General features: G+C 69.9%; 24 protein-coding genes. 15 read left to right on the forward strand and 9 right to left on the reverse strand.

The genetic code is table 11. From position 1 onward, the window contains the following. Positions 1-224 precede the first annotated feature (224 nt). Complete coding sequence (locus MFF06_RS15635; RefSeq protein WP_238205564.1) at positions 225-716, forward strand: phasin; 492 nt, start codon at positions 225-227, stop codon at positions 714-716. A gap of 149 nt (positions 717-865) precedes the next feature. After that, positions 866-1,219, forward strand: coding sequence for a hypothetical protein (locus MFF06_RS15640; protein ID WP_238205565.1), 354 nt, complete (start codon positions 866-868; stop codon positions 1,217-1,219). A 69-nt stretch (positions 1,220-1,288) separates the two neighbouring features. Here the strand turns inward: MFF06_RS15640 and MFF06_RS15645 are convergent, their stop codons facing one another. Further along, positions 1,289-1,936 carry a L,D-transpeptidase gene (locus MFF06_RS15645; protein ID WP_238205567.1) on the reverse strand — a complete coding sequence of 216 codons (648 nt, stop codon included), beginning with the start codon at positions 1,934-1,936 and terminating at the stop codon, positions 1,289-1,291. 208 nt (positions 1,937-2,144) lie between these two features. Between MFF06_RS15645 and aroC the strand changes: the two genes are divergently transcribed. Both aroC and ribB read left to right on the forward strand, forming a co-directional pair. Then, positions 2,145-3,242 (forward strand): chorismate synthase, encoded by a 1,098-nt coding sequence (aroC, locus tag MFF06_RS15650; protein WP_238205568.1) that lies wholly within the window; start codon positions 2,145-2,147, stop codon positions 3,240-3,242. A 149-nt stretch (positions 3,243-3,391) separates the two neighbouring features. Then, positions 3,392-4,468 carry a 3,4-dihydroxy-2-butanone-4-phosphate synthase gene (ribB, locus tag MFF06_RS15655; protein ID WP_238205569.1) on the forward strand — a complete coding sequence of 359 codons (1,077 nt, stop codon included), beginning with the start codon at positions 3,392-3,394 and terminating at the stop codon, positions 4,466-4,468. A 16-nt stretch (positions 4,469-4,484) separates the two neighbouring features. Here the strand turns inward: ribB and MFF06_RS15660 are convergent, their stop codons facing one another. Continuing rightward, positions 4,485-5,414 carry a histone deacetylase family protein gene (locus MFF06_RS15660; protein ID WP_238205571.1) on the reverse strand — a complete coding sequence of 310 codons (930 nt, stop codon included), beginning with the start codon at positions 5,412-5,414 and terminating at the stop codon, positions 4,485-4,487. Between the two features lie 330 nt (positions 5,415-5,744). Here MFF06_RS15660 and MFF06_RS15665 point away from each other — a divergent pair, with 330 nt between their 5' ends. Both MFF06_RS15665 and MFF06_RS15670 read left to right on the forward strand, forming a co-directional pair. Beyond that, on the forward strand, positions 5,745-6,182 hold the full coding sequence (locus tag MFF06_RS15665) for a hypothetical protein (RefSeq protein ID WP_238205582.1): 438 nt from the start codon (positions 5,745-5,747) through the stop codon (positions 6,180-6,182). A 100-nt stretch (positions 6,183-6,282) separates the two neighbouring features. Then, entirely contained in the window at positions 6,283-8,286 is a 2,004-nt protein-coding gene (locus tag MFF06_RS15670) for an acetyl-CoA carboxylase biotin carboxylase subunit (protein WP_238205584.1), read from the forward strand. A 24-nt stretch (positions 8,287-8,310) separates the two neighbouring features. Here MFF06_RS15670 and MFF06_RS22690 read toward each other — a convergent pair whose 3' ends face one another. After that, positions 8,311-8,445 (reverse strand): hypothetical protein, encoded by a 135-nt coding sequence (locus tag MFF06_RS22690; RefSeq protein ID WP_283207281.1) that lies wholly within the window; start codon positions 8,443-8,445, stop codon positions 8,311-8,313. An 81-nt stretch (positions 8,446-8,526) separates the two neighbouring features. Between MFF06_RS22690 and MFF06_RS22695 the strand changes: the two genes are divergently transcribed. The 5 genes from MFF06_RS22695 to MFF06_RS15690 all read left to right on the forward strand — a co-directional run bounded on the left by MFF06_RS22695 (position 8,527) and on the right by MFF06_RS15690 (position 10,588). Further along, positions 8,527-8,652, forward strand: coding sequence for a hypothetical protein (locus MFF06_RS22695; RefSeq protein WP_283207282.1), 126 nt, complete (start codon positions 8,527-8,529; stop codon positions 8,650-8,652). 34 nt (positions 8,653-8,686) lie between these two features. Next, positions 8,687-9,118, forward strand: a complete 432-nt coding sequence (locus MFF06_RS15675) for a gamma-glutamylcyclotransferase family protein (RefSeq protein ID WP_238205586.1) — start codon at positions 8,687-8,689, stop codon at positions 9,116-9,118. A gap of 28 nt (positions 9,119-9,146) precedes the next feature. Then, positions 9,147-9,431 (forward strand): acylphosphatase, encoded by a 285-nt coding sequence (locus MFF06_RS15680; RefSeq protein WP_238205588.1) that lies wholly within the window; start codon positions 9,147-9,149, stop codon positions 9,429-9,431. A gap of 84 nt (positions 9,432-9,515) precedes the next feature. Further along, positions 9,516-10,262 carry a DUF599 domain-containing protein gene (locus MFF06_RS15685; RefSeq protein ID WP_238205590.1) on the forward strand — a complete coding sequence of 249 codons (747 nt, stop codon included), beginning with the start codon at positions 9,516-9,518 and terminating at the stop codon, positions 10,260-10,262. Then, positions 10,262-10,588, forward strand: coding sequence for a DUF3253 domain-containing protein (locus MFF06_RS15690; RefSeq protein ID WP_238205593.1), 327 nt, complete (start codon positions 10,262-10,264; stop codon positions 10,586-10,588). Before MFF06_RS15685 ends, MFF06_RS15690 begins: the two co-directional genes overlap by 1 nt. Here the strand turns inward: MFF06_RS15690 and MFF06_RS15695 are convergent. The 5 genes from MFF06_RS15695 to epmA form a co-directional block, all read right to left on the reverse strand. Then, a complete protein-coding gene (locus MFF06_RS15695; RefSeq protein WP_238205595.1) occupies positions 10,498-11,352 on the reverse strand; it encodes a YdcF family protein in 855 nt (284 codons plus the stop codon). The two genes, MFF06_RS15690 and MFF06_RS15695, sit on opposite strands and share 91 nt — an antisense overlap. Before the next feature lie 97 nt (positions 11,353-11,449). Then, the gene (locus tag MFF06_RS15700; RefSeq protein ID WP_238205597.1) at positions 11,450-12,100 is read right to left on the reverse strand and encodes an RraA family protein; all 651 of its coding nucleotides are present in this window, start codon (positions 12,098-12,100) and stop codon (positions 11,450-11,452) included. 100 nt (positions 12,101-12,200) lie between these two features. Beyond that, entirely contained in the window at positions 12,201-12,812 is a 612-nt protein-coding gene (locus tag MFF06_RS15705; protein ID WP_238205599.1) for a glutathione S-transferase family protein, read from the reverse strand. A 3-nt stretch (positions 12,813-12,815) separates the two neighbouring features. Then, positions 12,816-13,862: a lysine-2,3-aminomutase-like protein gene (locus MFF06_RS15710; protein ID WP_238205601.1), complete on the reverse strand. Its 1,047-nt coding sequence runs from the start codon at positions 13,860-13,862 to the stop codon at positions 12,816-12,818. After that, on the reverse strand, positions 13,859-14,914 hold the full coding sequence (gene epmA, locus MFF06_RS15715) for an EF-P lysine aminoacylase EpmA (protein WP_238205602.1): 1,056 nt from the start codon (positions 14,912-14,914) through the stop codon (positions 13,859-13,861). The genes MFF06_RS15710 and epmA overlap by 4 nt, the downstream gene beginning before the upstream one ends. 134 nt (positions 14,915-15,048) lie before the next feature. Here epmA and efp point away from each other — a divergent pair, with 134 nt between their 5' ends. Next, positions 15,049-15,615 carry an elongation factor P gene (gene efp / locus MFF06_RS15720; RefSeq protein WP_238205845.1) on the forward strand — a complete coding sequence of 189 codons (567 nt, stop codon included), beginning with the start codon at positions 15,049-15,051 and terminating at the stop codon, positions 15,613-15,615. Between the two features lie 66 nt (positions 15,616-15,681). On the opposite strand, the gene MFF06_RS15725 is transcribed toward efp, so the two are convergent. Then, the gene (locus MFF06_RS15725) at positions 15,682-16,650 is read right to left on the reverse strand and encodes an acetyltransferase domain-containing protein (RefSeq protein WP_238205603.1); all 969 of its coding nucleotides are present in this window, start codon (positions 16,648-16,650) and stop codon (positions 15,682-15,684) included. A gap of 286 nt (positions 16,651-16,936) precedes the next feature. On the opposite strand from MFF06_RS15725, the gene MFF06_RS15730 reads away from it, so the two are divergent. The 3 genes from MFF06_RS15730 (at position 16,937) to MFF06_RS15740 (ending at position 18,692) form a co-directional block, all read left to right on the forward strand. Beyond that, positions 16,937-17,539 (forward strand): cold-shock protein, encoded by a 603-nt coding sequence (locus MFF06_RS15730; RefSeq protein WP_238205604.1) that lies wholly within the window; start codon positions 16,937-16,939, stop codon positions 17,537-17,539. Positions 17,540-17,742: 203 nt separating this feature from the next. Continuing rightward, the gene (locus tag MFF06_RS15735; RefSeq protein WP_238205847.1) at positions 17,743-18,174 is read left to right on the forward strand and encodes a DUF192 domain-containing protein; all 432 of its coding nucleotides are present in this window, start codon (positions 17,743-17,745) and stop codon (positions 18,172-18,174) included. 125 nt (positions 18,175-18,299) lie between these two features. Further along, the gene (locus MFF06_RS15740) at positions 18,300-18,692 is read left to right on the forward strand and encodes a hypothetical protein (protein WP_238205605.1); all 393 of its coding nucleotides are present in this window, start codon (positions 18,300-18,302) and stop codon (positions 18,690-18,692) included. Positions 18,693-18,715: the final 23 nt, after the last annotated feature.

The raw sequence follows: 18,715 nt of genomic DNA on the forward strand, positions 1-18,715 counted from the left end.
ACCCCGATCCCGACTTCATCAGTTCGCCGGCTCCCGATGGAACTTGCGAACGCCCCCGTTTGTATCGCGTCGTGCCTTGAGCGGCTGGACGAAGGCAACGACCGTCACACCTTTACGTTATGTCAACCTTAATGCCGGCCGCGTGGGTGGCATATGGGCGCGAATCGTTTATTGTGCACTGCACAACGCGCTATCAACAGCTGCGATCAGAAGGAGGCTTCCGAGTGAACACGACCCCGAACTACGAGATCCCGACCGAGATGCGCGACTTCGCCGAGAAGAGCGTCGATCAGGCCCGCAAGGCCTTCGACAGCTTCATCGGCGCCGCCCGCCGCACGGCCGACACCGTTCAGGGCTCGGCGGAACTGGCGCGCAACAACGCGCAGAACGCCTCGTCGCGCGGTTTCGAGTACGCCGAGCAGAACGTCAATGCGGCCTTCGATTTCGCCAAGCGCATCGTCCGCGCGAAGGACGTGCAGGAGGCGATGCAGATCCAGGCGGAGTTCGTGCGCAGCCAGTTCGCGGCGATGCAGACCCAGGCCAAGGAGTTCAGTGGAATCGCCCAGAGCGCCATGCAGCAGGGCGCCGAGCAGGCGAAGTCCGCCATGCAGCAGGGCGCCGACGAGGCCCGCCGGGCGATGGAGCAGGGCCGCGACCAGGCTCAGCAGACCGTCGAGAACGCCCAGCACGCCGCCGAGCGCGCCACCAACAACTGAGCGGTGCGGACGGGGCCCGCTTTCCCGCCCGGTCTGGTTCGAGAGACGGCCCGTTCCGAGAGGAGCGGGCCGTCTCGCTTTCGCCCCCATTCGTCGTAACAGCGGCGGGTGGAGGCCATGCAAGGCCGGATCAACTGGGAGTGTGAACGATGACCCTGTCCCGACACGACTCGCGGCCGGCTTGGCTCGCGCGGCTGGCCCTGGTGTCCACGGTGCTGGCCGGATTGGGGGGCGCCGCCCAGGCGCAATATTACGACGGCGGCCCGCGCTATCGCGAGGTGCCGGCCTACGAGGACGAGGGCTACGCTCCGCCGCCGCCCCGCCGCCGTGTCGTGCGTGAGGCCGGATACAATTGCGAAGCGATCCAGCGCGGCCTGACCGGGCCGAAGCCCTTCTCGTGCCCGCTTCCGGCTCCCCGGCCGCTCGGCGTGCGGTGCTTCTGTGACCTGCCGATCGCGTCGTTCAGCCCCGCCCAGACCGCCGTCGGGCACGTCGTCCCGTAATTTGTTCAGCGAAAAGGGCCCGGCGGGATGCCGCCGGGCCCTTTGCGACCTAAAGCCCGCCTCCGGTCGTCAGTTCAGGACGACGACCTTCGCGCCGACCTTCACCCGCTCGTAGAGGTCGGTGACGTCCTCGTTGGTCATGCGGATGCAGCCGGAGGACACGGCCTGGCCGATCGTGTCGGGCTCGTTGGAGCCGTGGATGCGGTATTCGGTGCCGCCGATATACATGGCGCGGGCGCCCAGCGGGTTCTCGATGCCGCCGGCCATGTAGCGCGGCAGATCGGGGCGGCGGGCGAGCATCGCCTTCGGCGGCACCCACGACGGCCATTCCTTCTTGGCGGTGATCGTCTTCACTCCGCTCCAGGTGAAGCCGGGGCGGCCGACGCCGACGCCGTAGCGGATCGCCTCGCCGTTGCCGAGGACGAGGTAGAGACGCCGCTCGGCTGTCGACACCACCACCGTGCCCGGGGCGTAGTTGGCGTCGAAGGAGACCAACTCCCGCGGGATCGGCTGGACCTGCGCCTGCGGAGCGGATTGCGCGCCCTGGCCGTACCCGGGGTTGTACGTCCCCTGGTAACCGTAGGGGCTCTGCTCGGAGTAGTACTCGTCCGCGCCGTTCCCGCCGAAGGGATCGTAAGACGACACGGCGTAAGCGGGAGCGGAAGAAAGGACGCAGACGCCGAGGAGCGCGGCGAGCGCTGTGACCGAGGTCTTCATGGTGCCTACCTGTGCAATAACCTTTGCCGTTACAAGCGTGAGCATGACCCCGAGGTTCCACGGAAGCTTTGCGTTTTTTAATCCCCTTGCGAATACGTAAGTGATACCGCTCGGATTCGAATCATTGGAACTTGTGGCGCCGGTGCACGGCCGCATCCCCAGGGGCGGGGTTTGTGAGTCGCGCCCGCCCGCGCTAAGGCGAGCCGCCATGTCCCACAACAGCTTCGGCCACCTGTTCCGTGTCACCACCTTCGGCGAGAGCCACGGGGTCGCCCTCGGCTGCGTCGTGGACGGCTGTCCGCCCGGCCTCGCCCTGGAGGCCGAGGAGATCCAGGCCGAGCTCGACCGGCGCAAGCCCGGCCAGTCGCGCTTTACCACGCAGAGGCGCGAACCCGATCAGGTGAAGATCCTGTCCGGTGTCTTCGCCGACGATCGCACGGGCGGGCGACAGCTCACCACCGGCACGCCGATCGCCCTGATGATCGAGAACACCGACCAGCGGTCCAAGGACTATTCCGACATCCGTGACAGCTATCGGCCCGGCCACGCCGACTACACCTACGACGCCAAGTACGGCATCCGCGACTATCGCGGCGGAGGCCGCTCCTCGGCGCGGGAGACCGCCGCCCGGGTCGCGGCGGGCGCGGTGGCGCGCAAGGTCATCCCCGGCATCACGATCCGCGCCGCCCTGGTGCAGATGGGTCCCCACGCGGTGGACCGCAGCCGGTGGGACTGGGATCAGGTGGAGCGCAATCCGTTCTTCTGCCCCGATGCCGAGACCGCAAGCTTCTACGAGGAGTACCTCGACGGCATCCGCAAGGACGGCTCGTCCGTGGGCGCGGTGATCGAGGTGGTGGCCGAGGGCGTGCCGCCGGGCCTCGGCGCGCCGATCTACGGCAAGCTCGATGCCGACCTCGCCGCCGCCATGATGTCGATCAACGCGGTCAAGGGGGTCGAGATCGGAGACGGCTTCGCCGCCGCGGCGCTCCGCGGCGAGGAGAACGCCGACGAGATGCGCGCCGGAAACGGCGGGCGCCCGCGCTTCCTCGCCAATCATGCCGGAGGCATCCTCGGCGGCATCTCCAGCGGCGAGCCGGTGGTGGTGCGCTTCGCCGTGAAGCCCACCTCCTCGATTCTGACGCCCCGGCAATCCGTGGACCGGCAGGGCGCCGAGGTCGATCTCATCACCAAGGGCCGCCACGACCCCTGCGTCGGCATCCGCGCCGTGCCGGTGGCCGAGGCGATGATGGCCTGCGTGCTGGCCGACCATGTCCTGCGCCATCGCGGGCAGGTGGGTGGCGGGTGAGCCGTTTCCATTTTCCCCTTCCCCTCGCCGGGAGGGGCCCGGGGTGGGGGTTGTGCCGATCGAAGCGCGCCGGTGCCTCCTGAACCGCCCCCACCTCCGGCTCCTCCCCACAGGGGGGAGGAGAGTCCCGAGCTTCAAGAGACCGACCCGTGAGCAATTGCACCGTCACCGAAGTGATCGCCGCCTTCGCCAAGGGCGAGATCGTCATCGTCACCGATGACGACGACCGGGAGAACGAGGGCGATCTCGTCGTCGCCGCCTCGCTCTGCACGCCGGAGAAGATGGCGTTCATCATCCGCAACACCTGCGGCATCGTCTGCGCGCCGCTAACCCTCGGGGAGGCCAAGCGCCTGCGGCTCGACCCGATGGTGGCCTCGAACGACGCCCCGCTCGGCACGGCCTTCACCGTCACGGTCGATGTGAAGCACGGGCTCACCACCGGAATCTCCGCCGAGCAGCGGTGCAACACCGTGCGGGCGCTCGCGAACGGCAACATGGGCGCGGCCGACTTCGTGCGGCCGGGCCATGTCTTCCCGCTCATCGCCCGCGACGGCGGCGTGCTGATGCGCTCCGGCCATACGGAGGCGGCGGTGGACCTGTGCCGGCTGGCAGAGCTTCCCCCCGTCGGCGTGATCTGCGAACTCGCCAACGACGACGGCACGGTGATGAAGGGGCCGCAGATCGAAGCCTTCGCCGAGACCCACAAGCTCAAGCGCATCTCGGTGGCCGACCTCATCGCCTACCGGCAGGCCCGCGACCGGCTGGTGGAGCGTGTCGGCCACTTCCCGGTTCAGTCGGCCCACGGCGCGATGACGGCCTACGTCTTCTCGACGCCCTTCGAGACGATCCAGCAATTCGCCTTCGTGATGGGCGAGATCGGCGACGGCCGGGACGTGCTGGTGCGCCTGCACCGCTCCAACGTCGCCGCCGACGTGATCGGGGGCGGGCGGCAGATCGACGCCGTGCTCAAGCGCTTCGCGGAGCGGGGCCGCGGCGTGCTCGTCTACCTGCGCGACGGCACGGCGGGCGTCCCGGTGAAGAGCGCCACGGAGGAAGGCGCGGAGGCCCTGCGCGCCCGGCAATGGCGCGAGATCGGCCTCGGCGCGCAGATCCTGCGCGATCTCGGCGTGGTGTCCTTCCGCAACCTCGCCACCTCGTCGCGGGCCTATGTCGGCCTGTCGGGCTTCGGCATCGAGCTGCTCGGCGAGGAGCCCCTCGACGCATGAGGGTGGGGCCCGCGCGTCAATGCCCCATGAGGGCATTGACGTGGGCCGCCACGGATTTCGACAGCCCCTCCAGGCTGTAGCCGCCTTCCAGCACCGAGACCACGCGCCCACCCGCCCGCCGGTCGGCAATCTCCATGACGCGCCGCGTCGCCCAGGCGAAATCCTCGGCTTCGAGGCGCAGGTTGGCCAGGGGATCGAGGCGGTGCGCGTCGAATCCGGCCGAGATGACGATCAGATCCGGCTGGAAGGCGTCGAGGCGCGGGAGGACCGCCGTCTCGAAGGCTTCCCGGAACACCTCGCCGTCGTCGTCGGCGCGGAGGGGGACGTTGACGATCGTGTCCTTGTCCCCGCGCTCCGAGGCGGCCCCGCTGCCGGGGAAGAGCGGCATCTGGTGGGTCGAGCAGTAGAGGATGGTCCCGTCGTCCCACAGGATGTCCTGGCTGCCGTTGCCGTGGTGGACATCCCAATCGACCAGCGCGACCCGCTCGGCCCCGTGGGCGGCCCTGGCGTGGCGGGCGGCGATGGTGGCGTGGTTGAACAGGCAGAAGCCCATCGCCTTGGCGCGCTCGGCATGGTGCCCCGGGGGGCGCATGGCGACGAAGGCGTTGGCGCATTCCTTCCGCATCACGGCGTCCACGGCATGGGTCGCCCCGCCCATCGCCCGCAGGATCGCGTCGAGCGTCCCCGGCGAGAGCACCGTGTCGGAATCGATGCCGACCATCCCCTTCTCCGGCATGGCCGCGACGATGGCGTCCACGTATTCGGCGGGATGGGCGAGCGTGGCGAGGCTCGGCTCGGCCTTCGGCGCCGGCACCCGCAGGAGGGTGGCGAAGCGCTCGTCCTCCAGGGCGCGTTCGATGGCCCGCATCCGAGAAGGCCGCTCGGGATGCCCCTCCGGCACCGCGTGATCGAAGCTGGCGGGATGGCTCACGTACAGGGTCGTCACGCGCACATGCTCCCGGGCGCCGATAGGGTGTCTTCGCGCATCGAGGCACTGTGGCACGGGCCGGAGGCGCGGGCCATGGGTCCCGCCCGGCCCTGCACCGTCGCGCGGCCGGGGCCGCCGGCCCGCCCCGGAGACGCGACGGCCGGCCGCGGTCATCTTCGCTTAAGGACGCGCCGCAACCTTCGAATAAGCCTCTCTCGTTGTCGAGTGTTTACCTGAAGATCCGTTCAGATCTTGCCGTTAACCTCTGAAAGATCGCTGGCCTCGTACTGTCCGTTACACAGGAACGACACGAGCCGACCACTCGAATGGTCGCGGAGGCAGGCAAACATGATGATCTCGGTGGAACAGTTCTGCAACCATGCGGTCTCGGCGGGCGAGGTTTCGGCGGAGGACCTCCGCGCCCTGAAGCGCGACGTGATTCCGGACGGGATTGCGACCCGTGAGGAGGCCGACCTGCTGATCGCCCTGGAGCGGGCCGTGCCGGCCTGCGAGGACTTCGCCGACTTCCTCGTCGCGATGGTGGTGGACTACGTGGTGTGGGGCGAGCGCTCCACGGGTTACGTCGATCGCGACGCCGCCGCGTGGCTCTCCGCGTCGATCAGCGGCCGGGACGGCCCGAGCCCGGTGGGCGCCCGCATCGCCCAGGAGATCGTCCGCGAGGCCCAAGGGTCCGCCGAGGCGCTCACCGCCTTCGCCCTCGAAGCCAACCGCTGGGTGCGCGAGCCGGCCGCCCGCACCCGCCGGACCTTCGCCCTCGCCGCGTAATGGGCAGTGCGGCATAGCTTCCACCGGCCGCGCATCTGATCTATCGGAGGTGACAAGCCGGTGTTCAATCCGGCGATCCGGAGACAGGGCGCCCCGAGAGATGTTCGACAAGATTTTGATCGCCAACCGCGGCGAGATCGCGTGCCGGGTCATCAAGACCGCCCGCCGGATGGGCATCAAGACCGTCGCGGTCTATTCGGATGCCGACCGTGACGCCGTCCACGTCGCCATGGCCGACGAGGCGGTGCACATCGGTCCCGCCGCCGCCTCCCAATCCTACCTCGTGATCGAGAAGATCGTGGAGGCGTGCAAGGCCACGGGCGCCCAGGCGGTGCATCCGGGCTACGGCTTCCTCTCCGAGCGCGAGGCTTTCCCCAAGGCGCTCGAAGCCGCCGGCATCGTGTTCATCGGCCCGAACCCCGGCGCCATCGCCGCCATGGGCGACAAGATCGAGTCGAAGAAGGCCGCCGCGGCGGCGAAGGTCTCCACCGTCCCCGGCTACCTCGGCGTCATTGACAGCCCCGAGCACGCGGTCAAGATCGCGGACGAGATCGGCTACCCCGTCATGATCAAGGCCTCCGCCGGCGGCGGCGGCAAGGGCATGCGAATCGCCCACTCCGCCGACGAGGTCGCGGAGGGCTTCGCCCGCGCCAAGTCCGAGGCATCGTCCTCCTTCGGCGACGACCGGGTGTTCGTGGAGAAGTTCATCACCGATCCGCGCCACATCGAAATTCAGGTGATCGGCGACAAGCACGGCAACGTGATCTACCTGGGCGAGCGTGAATGCTCGATCCAGCGCCGGAACCAGAAGGTGATCGAGGAGGCGCCGTCGCCGCTCCTCGATCCCGAAACCCGCAAGAAGATGGGCGAGCAGGCCGTCGCCCTAGCCAAGGCCGTGAATTACGATTCGGCCGGCACGGTCGAGTTCGTGGCGGGGCAGGACAAGTCGTTCTACTTCCTCGAGATGAACACCCGCCTCCAGGTGGAACACCCGGTAACGGAGATGATCACCGGGCTCGACCTCGTCGAGCTGATGATTCGCGTGGCGGCGGGCGAGACGCTGCCCCTCACGCAGGAGCAGGTGAAGCTCGACGGTTGGGCGGTGGAGAGCCGCGTCTACGCCGAGGATCCGACCCGCAACTTCCTGCCCTCGATCGGCCGACTCACCACCTACCGGCCCCCGGAGGAGGGACGGGTGGACGGCGCCATCGTGCGCAACGACACGGGCGTGGAGGAAGGCGGCGAGATCGCGATCCACTACGATCCGATGATCGCCAAGCTCGTGACCTGGGCACCGACGCGGCTGGAGGCGATCACCGCCCAGGCCCAGGCGCTCGATGCCTTCGCCATCGACGGTATCCGCCACAACATCCCGTTCCTGGCGGCGCTGATGGCCCATCCCCGCTGGCAGGAGGGCCGCCTCTCCACCGGCTTCATCGCCGAGGAATTCCCCGAGGGGTTCGCCGCCCCCGAGCCGCAGGGCGAGGTGGCCCTCGGCATGATGGCCGTCGCGGCGGCGATCGACCACAAGCTCAACCAGCGCAAGCGCGGCATCAGCGGACAGATGCGGGCGCCGGGCCTCTTCGCCTTCGAGCGGGAGCGCGTCGTGATGCTCGCGGGTGAGTCCTACCCCATCACGGTCGAGACGGACCACGAGGGTGTCCTCATCACGCACGAGGACGGCACCGCCTATCGCGTGGCGAGCGAGTGGAAGCCGGGCGAGCCGGTCTGGATCGGGACGATCAACGGCCGCCGCGCCGCCGTGCAGATCCGGGGTCTCCTGAACGGCGTGTTCCTGCAACATGCCGGTGCGGCGGCCGAGGCGCGGGTCTTCACCCGGCGCGAGGCCGAACTCGCGGCCCTGATGCCGGTGAAGGAGCAGGCGGGCTCCGGCAAGCAGGTGCTCTGCCCGATGCCCGGCCTCGTGAAGCAGATCCTCGTCGCCGAGGGCCAGGAGGTGAAGAACGGCGAGCCCATCGCCGTGGTCGAGGCCATGAAGATGGAGAACGTGCTCCGCGCCGAGCGGGACGCGACCGTCGGCAAGATCCACGCGAAGGAAGGCGACAGTCTCGCCGTCGATGCGGTGATCCTCGAGTTCGCGTGAGACCCACGCAGGCGTGCCTGCTGTTCACAACGAGCAGACGAAGCTGCTCGCGACGGCGTTGAACAACGTCGCCGTCGCCTTTGTGGTCATCGGCGTCGTGACGCCGATGACGGCGCTGAGTTTCGGGATCGCGAGCGCGCCGGTCCCACGAACCGACATGCTGTCGTTCTCGCCCGTTTGGCGTTCGACCGGCGTTACACTACGTTTGGCGGCACGGAGAGCCCTCCGGAGCCTTAAATCATGACCTTCGACTGGTTCCTCGTCACCTTCGGTATTCCGGCGATCACGCTGGCGATCGCTTGCGCGGCCGTGTTGGCGAATGAGCGCGACGCCCGGCGACGGGACCATCGCCAGCCCGGAGAGTGACCCGGACTGCGAGAAGGTTGTTCGGTCAGCACGATTGCCCCTCTACTTCGCCTACGGCGCCAACATGGACGCCGCCGCCATGGCCCTGCGGTGCCCGGTCTCACGGCTGATCGGCCGGGGGCGCCTGCCGCGGCACCGTTTCATCATCATGCGCGAGGGCTATGCCTCCGTGGTCCGCGATCCCGCCCGCACGGTGCACGGAGTGGTTTGGGACCTCGCCCCGGACGACATCCCCGCGCTCGACCGGTACGAGGGCGTCGCCAGCGGCCTCTACGCCAAGGCGGCGCTGCCGGTGACGACGGCGGTCGGCACGCGGAAGGCGCTGATCTATCTCGGACGGTCCACGGCGCCGGGCCGCCCGCGCCCCGGCTACCTCGACGCGGTGCTCGCCGCCGGGGCGGCGGCGCAACTGCCGGCGCCCTATCTGCGGGAGGTCAGCGGGTGGCTGCGCGGCCCGCCCGCCTGACGGTCGCACGGAGGGGAGATTTGAGAGGATGAACGACCGTCGCATCGTCACGGCGATCGTGCGTGGCCGGGTGCAGGGCGTGTCCTACCGGGCCTGGACGAAATCCACCGCCGAGAAACTCGGACTCGACGGCAGCGTGCGCAACCTGCCCGACGGCAGCGTCGAGGCCGTCTTCAGCGGCGACGCGGCGACCGTCGAGCGCATGGTCGCCCTGTGCCGCAAGGGGCCGCTCCTGGCCCGTGTCGACGACGTGGCCGTCTCCGAGGGCGGGACGGAGCCGCCGTCCCGCGGCTTCACGATCGAAAGGGGCTGATCGTCGTCCCGTGCGGGTTCTGCTGCCGCGCGACGGCTGGTAAGTCCGGCGCACCCTCCGCTTCACACCTCGCCGCGCGAGACCATGACCGACCTGTCCGCCGCCGGCCCCGGCTTCTCCTCCCTCGACCTCGCGGCGCTGCTGTATTTCCTGGCCGCCTGGACCGGCTACGGCCTGTCCGTCAGCCGCCTGCGCGGATCTCGCATCTCCCTGAGCCGCATCATGGACCGCCACCGGGACAACTGGGCGCGGCAGGTGATCGTGCGGGAGAACCGCGTGGTGGACACCCAGATCAACGCCTCGCTCCAGAACGGGACGGCGTTCTTCGCCTCCACCTCGCTGATCGCGCTCGGCTCGGTGCTGACCCTGTCGCGCTCGGGCGACGACGTGATCAACCTGTTCGCGACCCTACCCTTCGGCGCCGTCGCGAACCGCCTCACCTGGGAGGTGAAGGTGGCGGGGCTTGCCTGCGTCTTCACCTACGCCTTCTTCAAGTTCGCCTGGGCCTACCGTCTGTTCAACTACAGCGCGATCCTTCTCGGCGCCGTGCCGCCGAGGGGCGCCGAGGTGCCCGAATCGGAGATGATGCGGGCCGTGAGGCGGATCGCGGCCATGAACGTCACGGCGGGAAGCCATTTCGCCCGGGGGCAGCGCGCCTTCTTCTTCGCGCTCGCTTATCTCGGCTGGTTCGTGAGCCCGGTCGTCCTGCTCGTGTCCACGACCTTCGTGGTGACGGTGATGCTGCACCGGCAGTTCGGCTCCCGGATCCGCCGCGAGATGCTCGAACTCGGCGAATGCGAGCACGAAGGCCCGTTGGCGGGGAGTTTCTGATGAATGCGAATCCGGCCGAGATCGAGGAGACGATGCTTCGGCTCGTCGCCGAGCGCGGAGCGGGCAAGACGATCTGCCCCTCCGAGGTGGCGCGGGCGCTGGGCGGCGCGCACCCGGACGGGTGGGGCCCCTTGATGCAGCCCGTGCGGCGGGTGGCCGTCCGCCTCGCCCACGAGGGCCGTGTCGCGATCCTGCGCAAGGGGCGCCCCGTGGACCCGGACGACTTCCGTGGGGTTTACCGGCTCGCGCTCCCGGGGGAGGGGGCCGCAGGCGAGGGTGTCTCCGGTGAGGGCGCGTCGGGCGCAGGGAACCAGTCGGGAATGTAGCCCGCGAGCTTGTACGCCGCGAGGCCGATCCACTCCTTCACCGCGAGGTCGAGCTGGAGCAGGCCGTCCGAACTGAAGGCGTGGAGGCGCAAGGCGTCGTTCCACCCCCGAGTGCGGTAATCCACCGGGAATGCCTCCACCCGGAAACCCGCCTCCCGGAAGCACCCGACGGCCCGGGGCATGTGCCACGCGGACGTCACGAGCAGCCAGCGCTCCTCCGGCTTCGGATGGATGAGGGCCGCCGAGAAGGCCGCGTTCTCACGGGTGTTGCGGGAGCGGTTCTCCAGGATCAGGCGGCTGCGGGGCACGCCGATGGCGTCGGCGTGGCGGCTCACGATATCGGCCTCCGATTCCCCGCCGCCGAGGAAGCCGCTTCCGCCCGAGAAGACGAGGCGCGCCTGCGGAAAGCGCCGGGCGAGGTCGGCGAGGTAGATCGGCCGTTCCCCGGCATCGTTGACGATCACCTGATCGCGCGCCTCTGACACACCGGCCTCGATGCCGCCCCCGAGGACGATGATCCCGGTCGGAGCCGGGACATCCGATGCGTAGGCGGGGAAGCGTTGTTCCAGCGGCAGCAGCGCCAGCTCGGACAGGGGGAAGAGGCCGCCGAGCAGCAGCCCCAGCGTTCCGCCGAGCGCCAGCGTCGCGCCGGTCCGTCGCAGCCCGCTGGAGATCAGCAGGACGACGCCTGCCAATCCTGCCAGGATGAACAGGTTCGACGGCGTGATCAGGAAATAGATCAACTTGGAGGAGGTGAAGAACATCGGGTGCTTTCCTTCTCCGCTGCCACGCCACCGCGATCGACTTGAGGGCGGTGGGTGACCCTCCTCCGGGACCGGATCGCGGCGGGACGCCTTACCCTCAGCCCTCGCCGGTCTCGGCCTCGAACCGGGCGAGGGTGGTCGGATCGGGGGGCAGGAGCCCGTAGAGGCTCTCGCCCTTCTCGGCCTCGCGCTGGAGCCAGAGGTCGAGCCGCTGCTGCTCGACCGCCTCCAGGGCGATCTGCTCCGCCTTCTCGGGCGGGATCGCCACGATGCCGTCCGGTCCGCAGACGACGATGTCGCCGGGATGGATCGCTGCGCCGCCGCAGGTCACGGCCTGCCAGCTTCCCGCCAGCGTCAGGCCGCCCGCCGCAGCGCCGGGTGCGGTCCAGGCGGGCAGGGCGAGGCTTTCGGCGATGGAGGCGTCGGTGACGAGGGCGAGCACTCCCTTGCTCGCCAGACGGCCGGCGACGATGGCGCCGAAGGGCAGGGGGCGCCCGGTCCCGGCGGCGTCGATCACCACCACGGCGCCCTCGGGCACCGACTCGATGGCCGAGGCCAAGTCACCCACGCCCTCGCCCCTGGCAGGGACCATGCGCATCGTGTGCGCCGGCCCGACGATGGTGGTGCTCTGGCTTCCCCGCAGGCCGGCCGGCGCGAAATCCCTCAGGCCGGCCCGTTCCAGGGCCTTGCCGAGGCTCGCGAGGGTGACCGCGCTCAAGGCGTCGCGCAGGGTGGGGTCGATCGCCATGCGGCTGCTCCGGCTCGTCTGTCGGATGTGGGGGATGGCGTCGTCGCCGCGCCAAGGCAAGGGGCGGGCGGCGGAATCCCCCGCCGGCCGCACGACGTGGTCAGCCGACCGGCTCTCCCAAGGCCCGCGCGGCGGCGGGACGGCCGGCGACGAGGGCGTACCAGCGACTGAGGTTCGGACGCTCGGCGCGCTCCGCCGGCAGGTTCAGCCAGCGATGAGCCGCGCAGCCGAGCGCGATGTCGGCGATGGTGAATCGCTCCCCGACGGTATAGGTCCGGCCCGCCAGATGCGCATCGAGGATGGCGGCGTGGGCCTCGGACTTCGTCAGCGAAGCGGCGACCATGGCGCCGTCCGGCGAGGGCGTGCGGAAAAGCTGCCAGAAGGCGTCGCGCATCGCCGGGGTGAAGCTCGTCGCCTGCCAATCGACCCATTGCTCCACGAGGGCGCGCTCGCGGGGATCCTCCGGCATCGCCAGCGCGGGGCTCGTCGCAGCGACGTAGCGCAGGATAGCGTTCGATTCCCACAGGACGAAGCCGTCCTCCTCCAGGGTGGGGACGAGGCCGTTCGGGTTCATGGCGCGGTAGGCCTGGTCGTCGACGACGCCGTGGGCGCCCCCGGCCACGCGATGCTCGAAGGCGAGCCCGGCCTCGTCGAGGGCCCAGGCGGCCTTCTGGACATTCACGGAGTTCAAACGGCCCCACAGGCGTCGCATCGGTCAGGGTTCCTCGTTCGGGTAGGGGTGAGCCCGGCCGGCAGGGTCGATCACCTCCCGCGCCGCGCCCGTGCCGCGCAGGTAGCCGGGGCCGACCGGGACCTTCCCGTGCCCGCCGGGGATATCCAGGACGTAGGTCGGCTGGGCGAGGCCGGACAGGCGGCCGCGCAGGGCGCCCATCAGTGCCTGCCCTTCCGCGATGCCGGTGCGCAGGTGGGCGGTGCCCGGCGCGAGGTCGCCCTGGTGGAGGTAATAGGGCTTGATCCGGTTCTCGACGAAGCGCCGCATCAGGGTTTCCAGCGTCGCGGGATCGTCGTTGACGCCGCGCAGCAGCACCGACTGGCTCACCATCGGGATGCCCGCCTCCACGAGCCGGGCGCAGGCCGCCTCCGCCGCCGGGGTGAATTCCCGCGGATGGTTGGCGTGGAGCGCGACGAACACGGCGCCGCCGAACGCCCTCAGGGCCTCGATCCTCTCGCCGTCTACCAGATCGGGCTTCACCACCGGCACGCGGGTGTGGATCCGCAGGACCTTGATGTGGGAGATCGTGCGCAGACGGCCGGCGATCGTCGCAAGGCGCCGGGCTGAGAGGGCGAGGGGATCGCCCCCGGTCAGGATCACCTCCCAGATGGCCGGATCGGCCGCGATGTAGGCGAAGGCCGCCTCGAATTGCGCATCGGTGAGGGTGCCGAGTCCGTCCGGTCCCACCTGCTCACGCCGGAAGCAGAAGCGGCAGTAGACCGGACAGACGTGGAGAGGTTTCAGCAGCACCCGGTCCGGGTAGCGATGGATCAGGCCGGGCATCCGTTCGTGGGCGCCGTCACCGATGGGGTCGGCCAGCTCCTCGGGGCGCGCTTCCACCTCCTCGGCCCGTGGCACGAATTGCCGGGCGATGGGGTCGGCCGGGTCCGAGGCGTCGATCAGCTCCGCCATGTCGGCGGTGATCGACAGGGCGTAGCGGGCGAGCACCGGCCGCAGGGCCTCCAGCGCCTCGGGCGAGGCGAGGCCGGCGGCGGCGAGATCCTCCGCGCTTCGAATCGGGCGGCTCACGGCGCGGTCTCCGCGACGGGTGTCCACAGCACGTCCTCGATCCGCCCGGCGCCGCAGGCGAGCATGACGAGCCGGTCGAAGCCAAGGGCGATGCCCGACGCCTCGGGCATGAGGGCGAGCGCCGCCAGGAAATCCTCGTCGATGGGATAGCGCTCGCCGTAGACCCGGTACTTCTCGTCCATCTCCTCCTCGAAGCGGCGGCGCTGCTCCACCGGGTCGGTCAACTCGCCGAAGGCATTGGCGAGTTCGACGCCGCAGGCATAGAGCTCGAACCGCTCGGCGACCCGCGAATCGCCCGGGGAGGGTCGGGCGAGGGCGGCCTCGCTCACCGGGTACTCGCACAGGATGGTCGGGCGCCCCAGCCCAAGATGCGGCTCGATGCGGGCGACGAGAACGCGCGAGAACACGTCGGCGAAGGTATCGTCCGGGGCGATCCGGATGCCCGCGCGGGAGGCGTCGGCGGCCAGCCCGTCGCGGTCCGTGGTCCCGTCGTGGGCGATGCGGGCGAGGAGATCGATGCCGGCATGGCGGTCGAACGCCTCCGCCAGGGTGACGCGCTCCGGTTCCGCGAAGGGATCGGCCTCGTGGCCGCGCCAGGCGAGGCGGCGGACGCCTGCGTTCTCGGCGGCCAGGGCCAGGAGGTCGGCGCCGTCGCGCATCAGCGCCGTGTAACTTTCACCCGCCCGGTACCATTCGAGCATCGTGAATTCCGGGTGGTGCAGCGGCCCGCGCTCTCGATTGCGGAACACCCGCGCGAGGCTGAACAGCCGCGTCTCACCGGCCGCCAGGAGCTTCTTGCAGGCGAATTCCGGCGAGGTGTGGAGGTGGAGGGGCGTCGCCGTCCCGCCCGCGCCGATCGCGACCGTCGAGAAGGCGGAGAGATGCGCCTCGTTGCCGGGGGACACTTGGAGGCAGGCCGCCTCGACCTCCACGAAGTCGCGCGCCGCGAACCACGCGCGGGTCGCGGCGGCGATCCGGTTGCGGAGCATCAGTCGGGGGCGCCGGTCGGCGTGGCGGGTGGGCGCCCACCAGGGAGAGGCCGCCTCAGCCATGGGCGCGGCCCGTCGCGGGAACTCGCGCGGCGTGGCTGGCAACCGGGGCGCAGATGGGATAGTTGCGGGAACCCGCTCGCGGAAGCGCCTTGCGTGCGCGCCGCCAGAACCTCGTCACTGCAGGACCATTTCTCGTGAAGGTGATCGCCTCGACGCTCCGCAAGGGCAACGTCGTCGAAAAGGACGGCAAGCTGTATGTGATCCTGTTTGCGGAGAACATCCACCCCGGCAAGGGAACTCCGGTCACGCAGCTCGACATGCGCCGGATCACCGACGGCGTGAAGGTCTCCGAGCGCTACCGCACCACCGAGCAGGTGGAGCGCGCCTTCGTCGAGGACCGGGAGCATACCTTCCTCTACAGCGACGGCGAGGGGTTCCACTTCATGAACCCCGAGAACTACGAGCAGGTCGCCGTGCCGGCGGACGTGGTGGGCGATGCCGCACCCTACCTGCAGGAGGGCATGGCCGTGATGCTGTCCTCCCACAACGGCGTGGCGCTGACGATCGAACTTCCCCAGCGCGTCGTGCTGGAGGTGGCGGAGACGGAACCGGTGCTCAAGGGCCAGACGGCCTCGTCCTCCTACAAGCCCGCCACGCTCTCGAACGGCGTGCGCACCACGGTGCCGCCGCACATCGCCGCCGGCACCCGCGTCGTCGTGATGACGTCCGACGGGTCCTACGTCGAGCGCGCCAAGGACTGATCCCCGCTCCGGCGTCGCACGCTCCGGCGCGGCGACGTCACAGCGGGATTTGCGGAGGGCGGCACCCTATCGGTCTCCCTCCGCCGCCTCCCGGCACTCCTGTGCCAGCAGGCGGGCTCTAGCCTGCTCCTCCGGCTTGAAGCTCCGTCCGTCCTCCCGGATCAGCCCCTCGCGGTTCAGCGCATCGCTGGTGCAGCGGGCAGACAGGCGGCAGACCGTCGCGTCCCCGCCGCTGCGCGTGCAGAGGGTGCGGTAATCCGCCCGGAACGCCCTCACCGCCGCCTTCGGGTTCGGCCCGGTCACCTGCGCCGCCAGGAAGACGAGGCCGAACAGGACCGGCTGGTGGATGAGGTAGACCGCAAGACTGTGCCGCCCGGCGAAGGTGGCGAACCGCGCGATGGCGTTGCGCGGCGTCCAGGCGGCGAGGCGCGAGCGGGCGAGGGCGGGTAGGCCGAGCCGCCCGGCCACGATCCCGATCAGAACGAGACCGAACCACGGCACCAGCGGCACGTAGTCGTTGGTCCGGGGCGTCACCCGGCCGAGGCCGAGGAACCACAGGGCCGGCGCGTCGAGCCAATCCGCCTGTACGACATGGGGCGCGGCGAGGATCGCGGCGGCGGCGAGCAGGGTCACCAGCCAGGGCAGGAACAGGAACGGCAGGCCGATCACGCTCGCCACGGCGATGCAGTGCAGGATGCCGAAGAACACATAGGCGTCGGGGAAGACGACCCGCGTGGCCAGCGTCACGAGGAGGGCGCCGCCCGCGATCCGCCCAAGGCGCCGGAGCGTCGGGCGCAGCTGGACGCCCCGGCCGTTCATGAGAACGAGCCCCACGCCGACGAGGACGAGGAAGGATCCCGCAATCCCCTGCGCTGCGGCACGCCCCGTTGGCGTGCCGGCATAGTTCTCCGGCGTCAGGTGCAGGGCGCCGAGATCCCACACCGTGTGGAAGCACGCCATCGCCAACAACGCGACGGCCCGCGCGGCGTCGATGACGGCCAAGCGTTGCGGGGGAGGCGGCGGCGGCGCGTTCATGCCGCGCTCAAATCACAGCATCCGCCGCCGCACCATCGCTTTCGGCGCGAATTCGGCGGGGGCGCCTCCTGCGGCATCGCGGCTCGCCGACAATTTCAGAGTGAGCCGGAAAAACATGGCAACCTGCGCGCGTTGAGCGGAATTCACTGTTGCCGGCGCGCCGCCATCGGCAGGATTGCAACTCTGACGAGCTCGGTTGCCAGCCAAATGGGCTTTTCGCGATTCAGGACTTCGTTAATCTTAACCCGCTTGCGCGTGATGCGAGTCAGTGCGGATGGCGTCGGCCATGTCTGATGAAACCGGAACCCGGCCGGAGACGCCCCAGGTCGCGGTGGGCGCCGCGAGCGGGGCATCCGAACGCGTCGAGGAGCCCTTGAACCTCGTCGAGGTGTCGGGCCGCATCAAGTGGTTCGACGTCGCGAAAGGGTTCGGCTTCATCGTGCCGGACGACGGGTCCGCCGATATCCTGCTCCACGTCACCTGCCTGCGGCGGGACGGATTCCAGGCCGCCAGCGAGGGCGCGCGGATCGTCGTGGAGGCGGTGCAGCGGCAGCGGGGCTGGCAGGCCTTCCGGGTCATCTCCCTCGACCAGTCGGCGGCCCTGCATCCCTCCGAACTGCCGATGCCCCGCACCCACGTCACCGTGACGCCCACGAGCGGCCTGGAGACGGCGGTGGTAAAGTGGTTCAACCGCCTGCGCGGCTTCGGCTTCCTCACCCGTGGGGACGGCACGCCGGACATCTTCGTCCACATGGAGACCCTGCGCCGCTACGGCATCGCCGAGTTGAAGCCCGGTGAGTCGGTGCTCGTGCGCTACGGCGACGGCTCGAAGGGCGTGATGGCGGCCGAGGTCCGGCTGATCGAGGGCGGGCTCCCGTCCTCCCACTGACGCTGCGCCGGGACGCGATTGCCCATCACGGTTTGGTGTGGCCCCCGTCCCTGATCGCGCGACGGACGGCGACGCGCTATGACGGTCGGATGCCGGCCGCTTCGGCCAGGCACGCGTGAGGCTTGCCCGTGATCTGCGTTTCCCGAGCCGTATCCACCGCCGCCCTTCGCCTCGCCCTCGCCGGGGCCTGCCTCGTGCCGACGATGGCGGCGCCCGCCGCCGCGCAGACGGTGGCCAAGGCCCCCGCCGTGCCCACCGAGCCGCTGACCATCGCGACCCAGGGCGGGCCGAAGCGCTTCGCCGTGGAGGTGATGCGCGACGACGCCGGGCGCAGCCGCGGGCTGATGTTCCGTCGGCACATGGCTGCGGATCACGGGATGCTGTTCGACTTCGAGCGCGTCCAGCCCGTGACGATGTGGATGAAGAACACCTATCTCTCCCTCGACATGGTGTTCATCCGCGCCGACGGGACGGTGGCTCGTGTAGCGGCCGACACCGAACCGCTCTCGACGGCCATCATCCCGTCGAACGAGCCGGTGCTGGCCGTTCTGGAGCTGAACGCGGGTACGGCGGCGCGGGCGGGCATCAAGCCCGGCGACAGGATCGAGCATCCGCTCTTCGCGAAGGCGCGATAGACCGATCCTCGCCGGCCCCGCATCTGGTCAGTCCTGCCGGGAACGCTTCGGGAACGAGTGCTTGACCGGATCGTTAATTCGGGCCAGTGTTCGCGGAACGTTCCGTTAACGGATGGGACTTCCCGATGAATGACGTGGCGGCCGCCGAGATCTTCCGCAATGCCGAGTGGTCCGTCCAGGAGGATGGGCTTGAGCATCGCGGCACGGGCTACTTCATCGCCCGCGACACCGTGGCGGCACGCCGCTCCGAGCGGTTGTGGGATTGGCCGTTGCAGATGGCCGAGAAGGGCTGGTGTCGTCCGAGTCTGTTCCGCGAGGCTTTCCTGGCCGCCCTCGACCGGTTCGGCATCGAGCGCGACATGGAGCTGACGCGCTCCTTCGCCCTGGGCTTCGGCATCCGGGCGACGGAGGAGACGCGGGCGGACGGTTTCGTGAAGCTCGCCGATGTGCTGCGCCCGCGCGAGGCGCCCGTGGCCGTCCCGGCCCGCCGGGCGGCGCGAAGCTACGCTGCGGTGTGAGGGCAAGCCACGCCGTCGTCGAG

The organism is Methylobacterium aerolatum (assembly GCF_022179085.1).
GTDB classification, from domain to species: domain Bacteria; phylum Pseudomonadota; class Alphaproteobacteria; order Rhizobiales; family Beijerinckiaceae; genus Methylobacterium; species Methylobacterium aerolatum.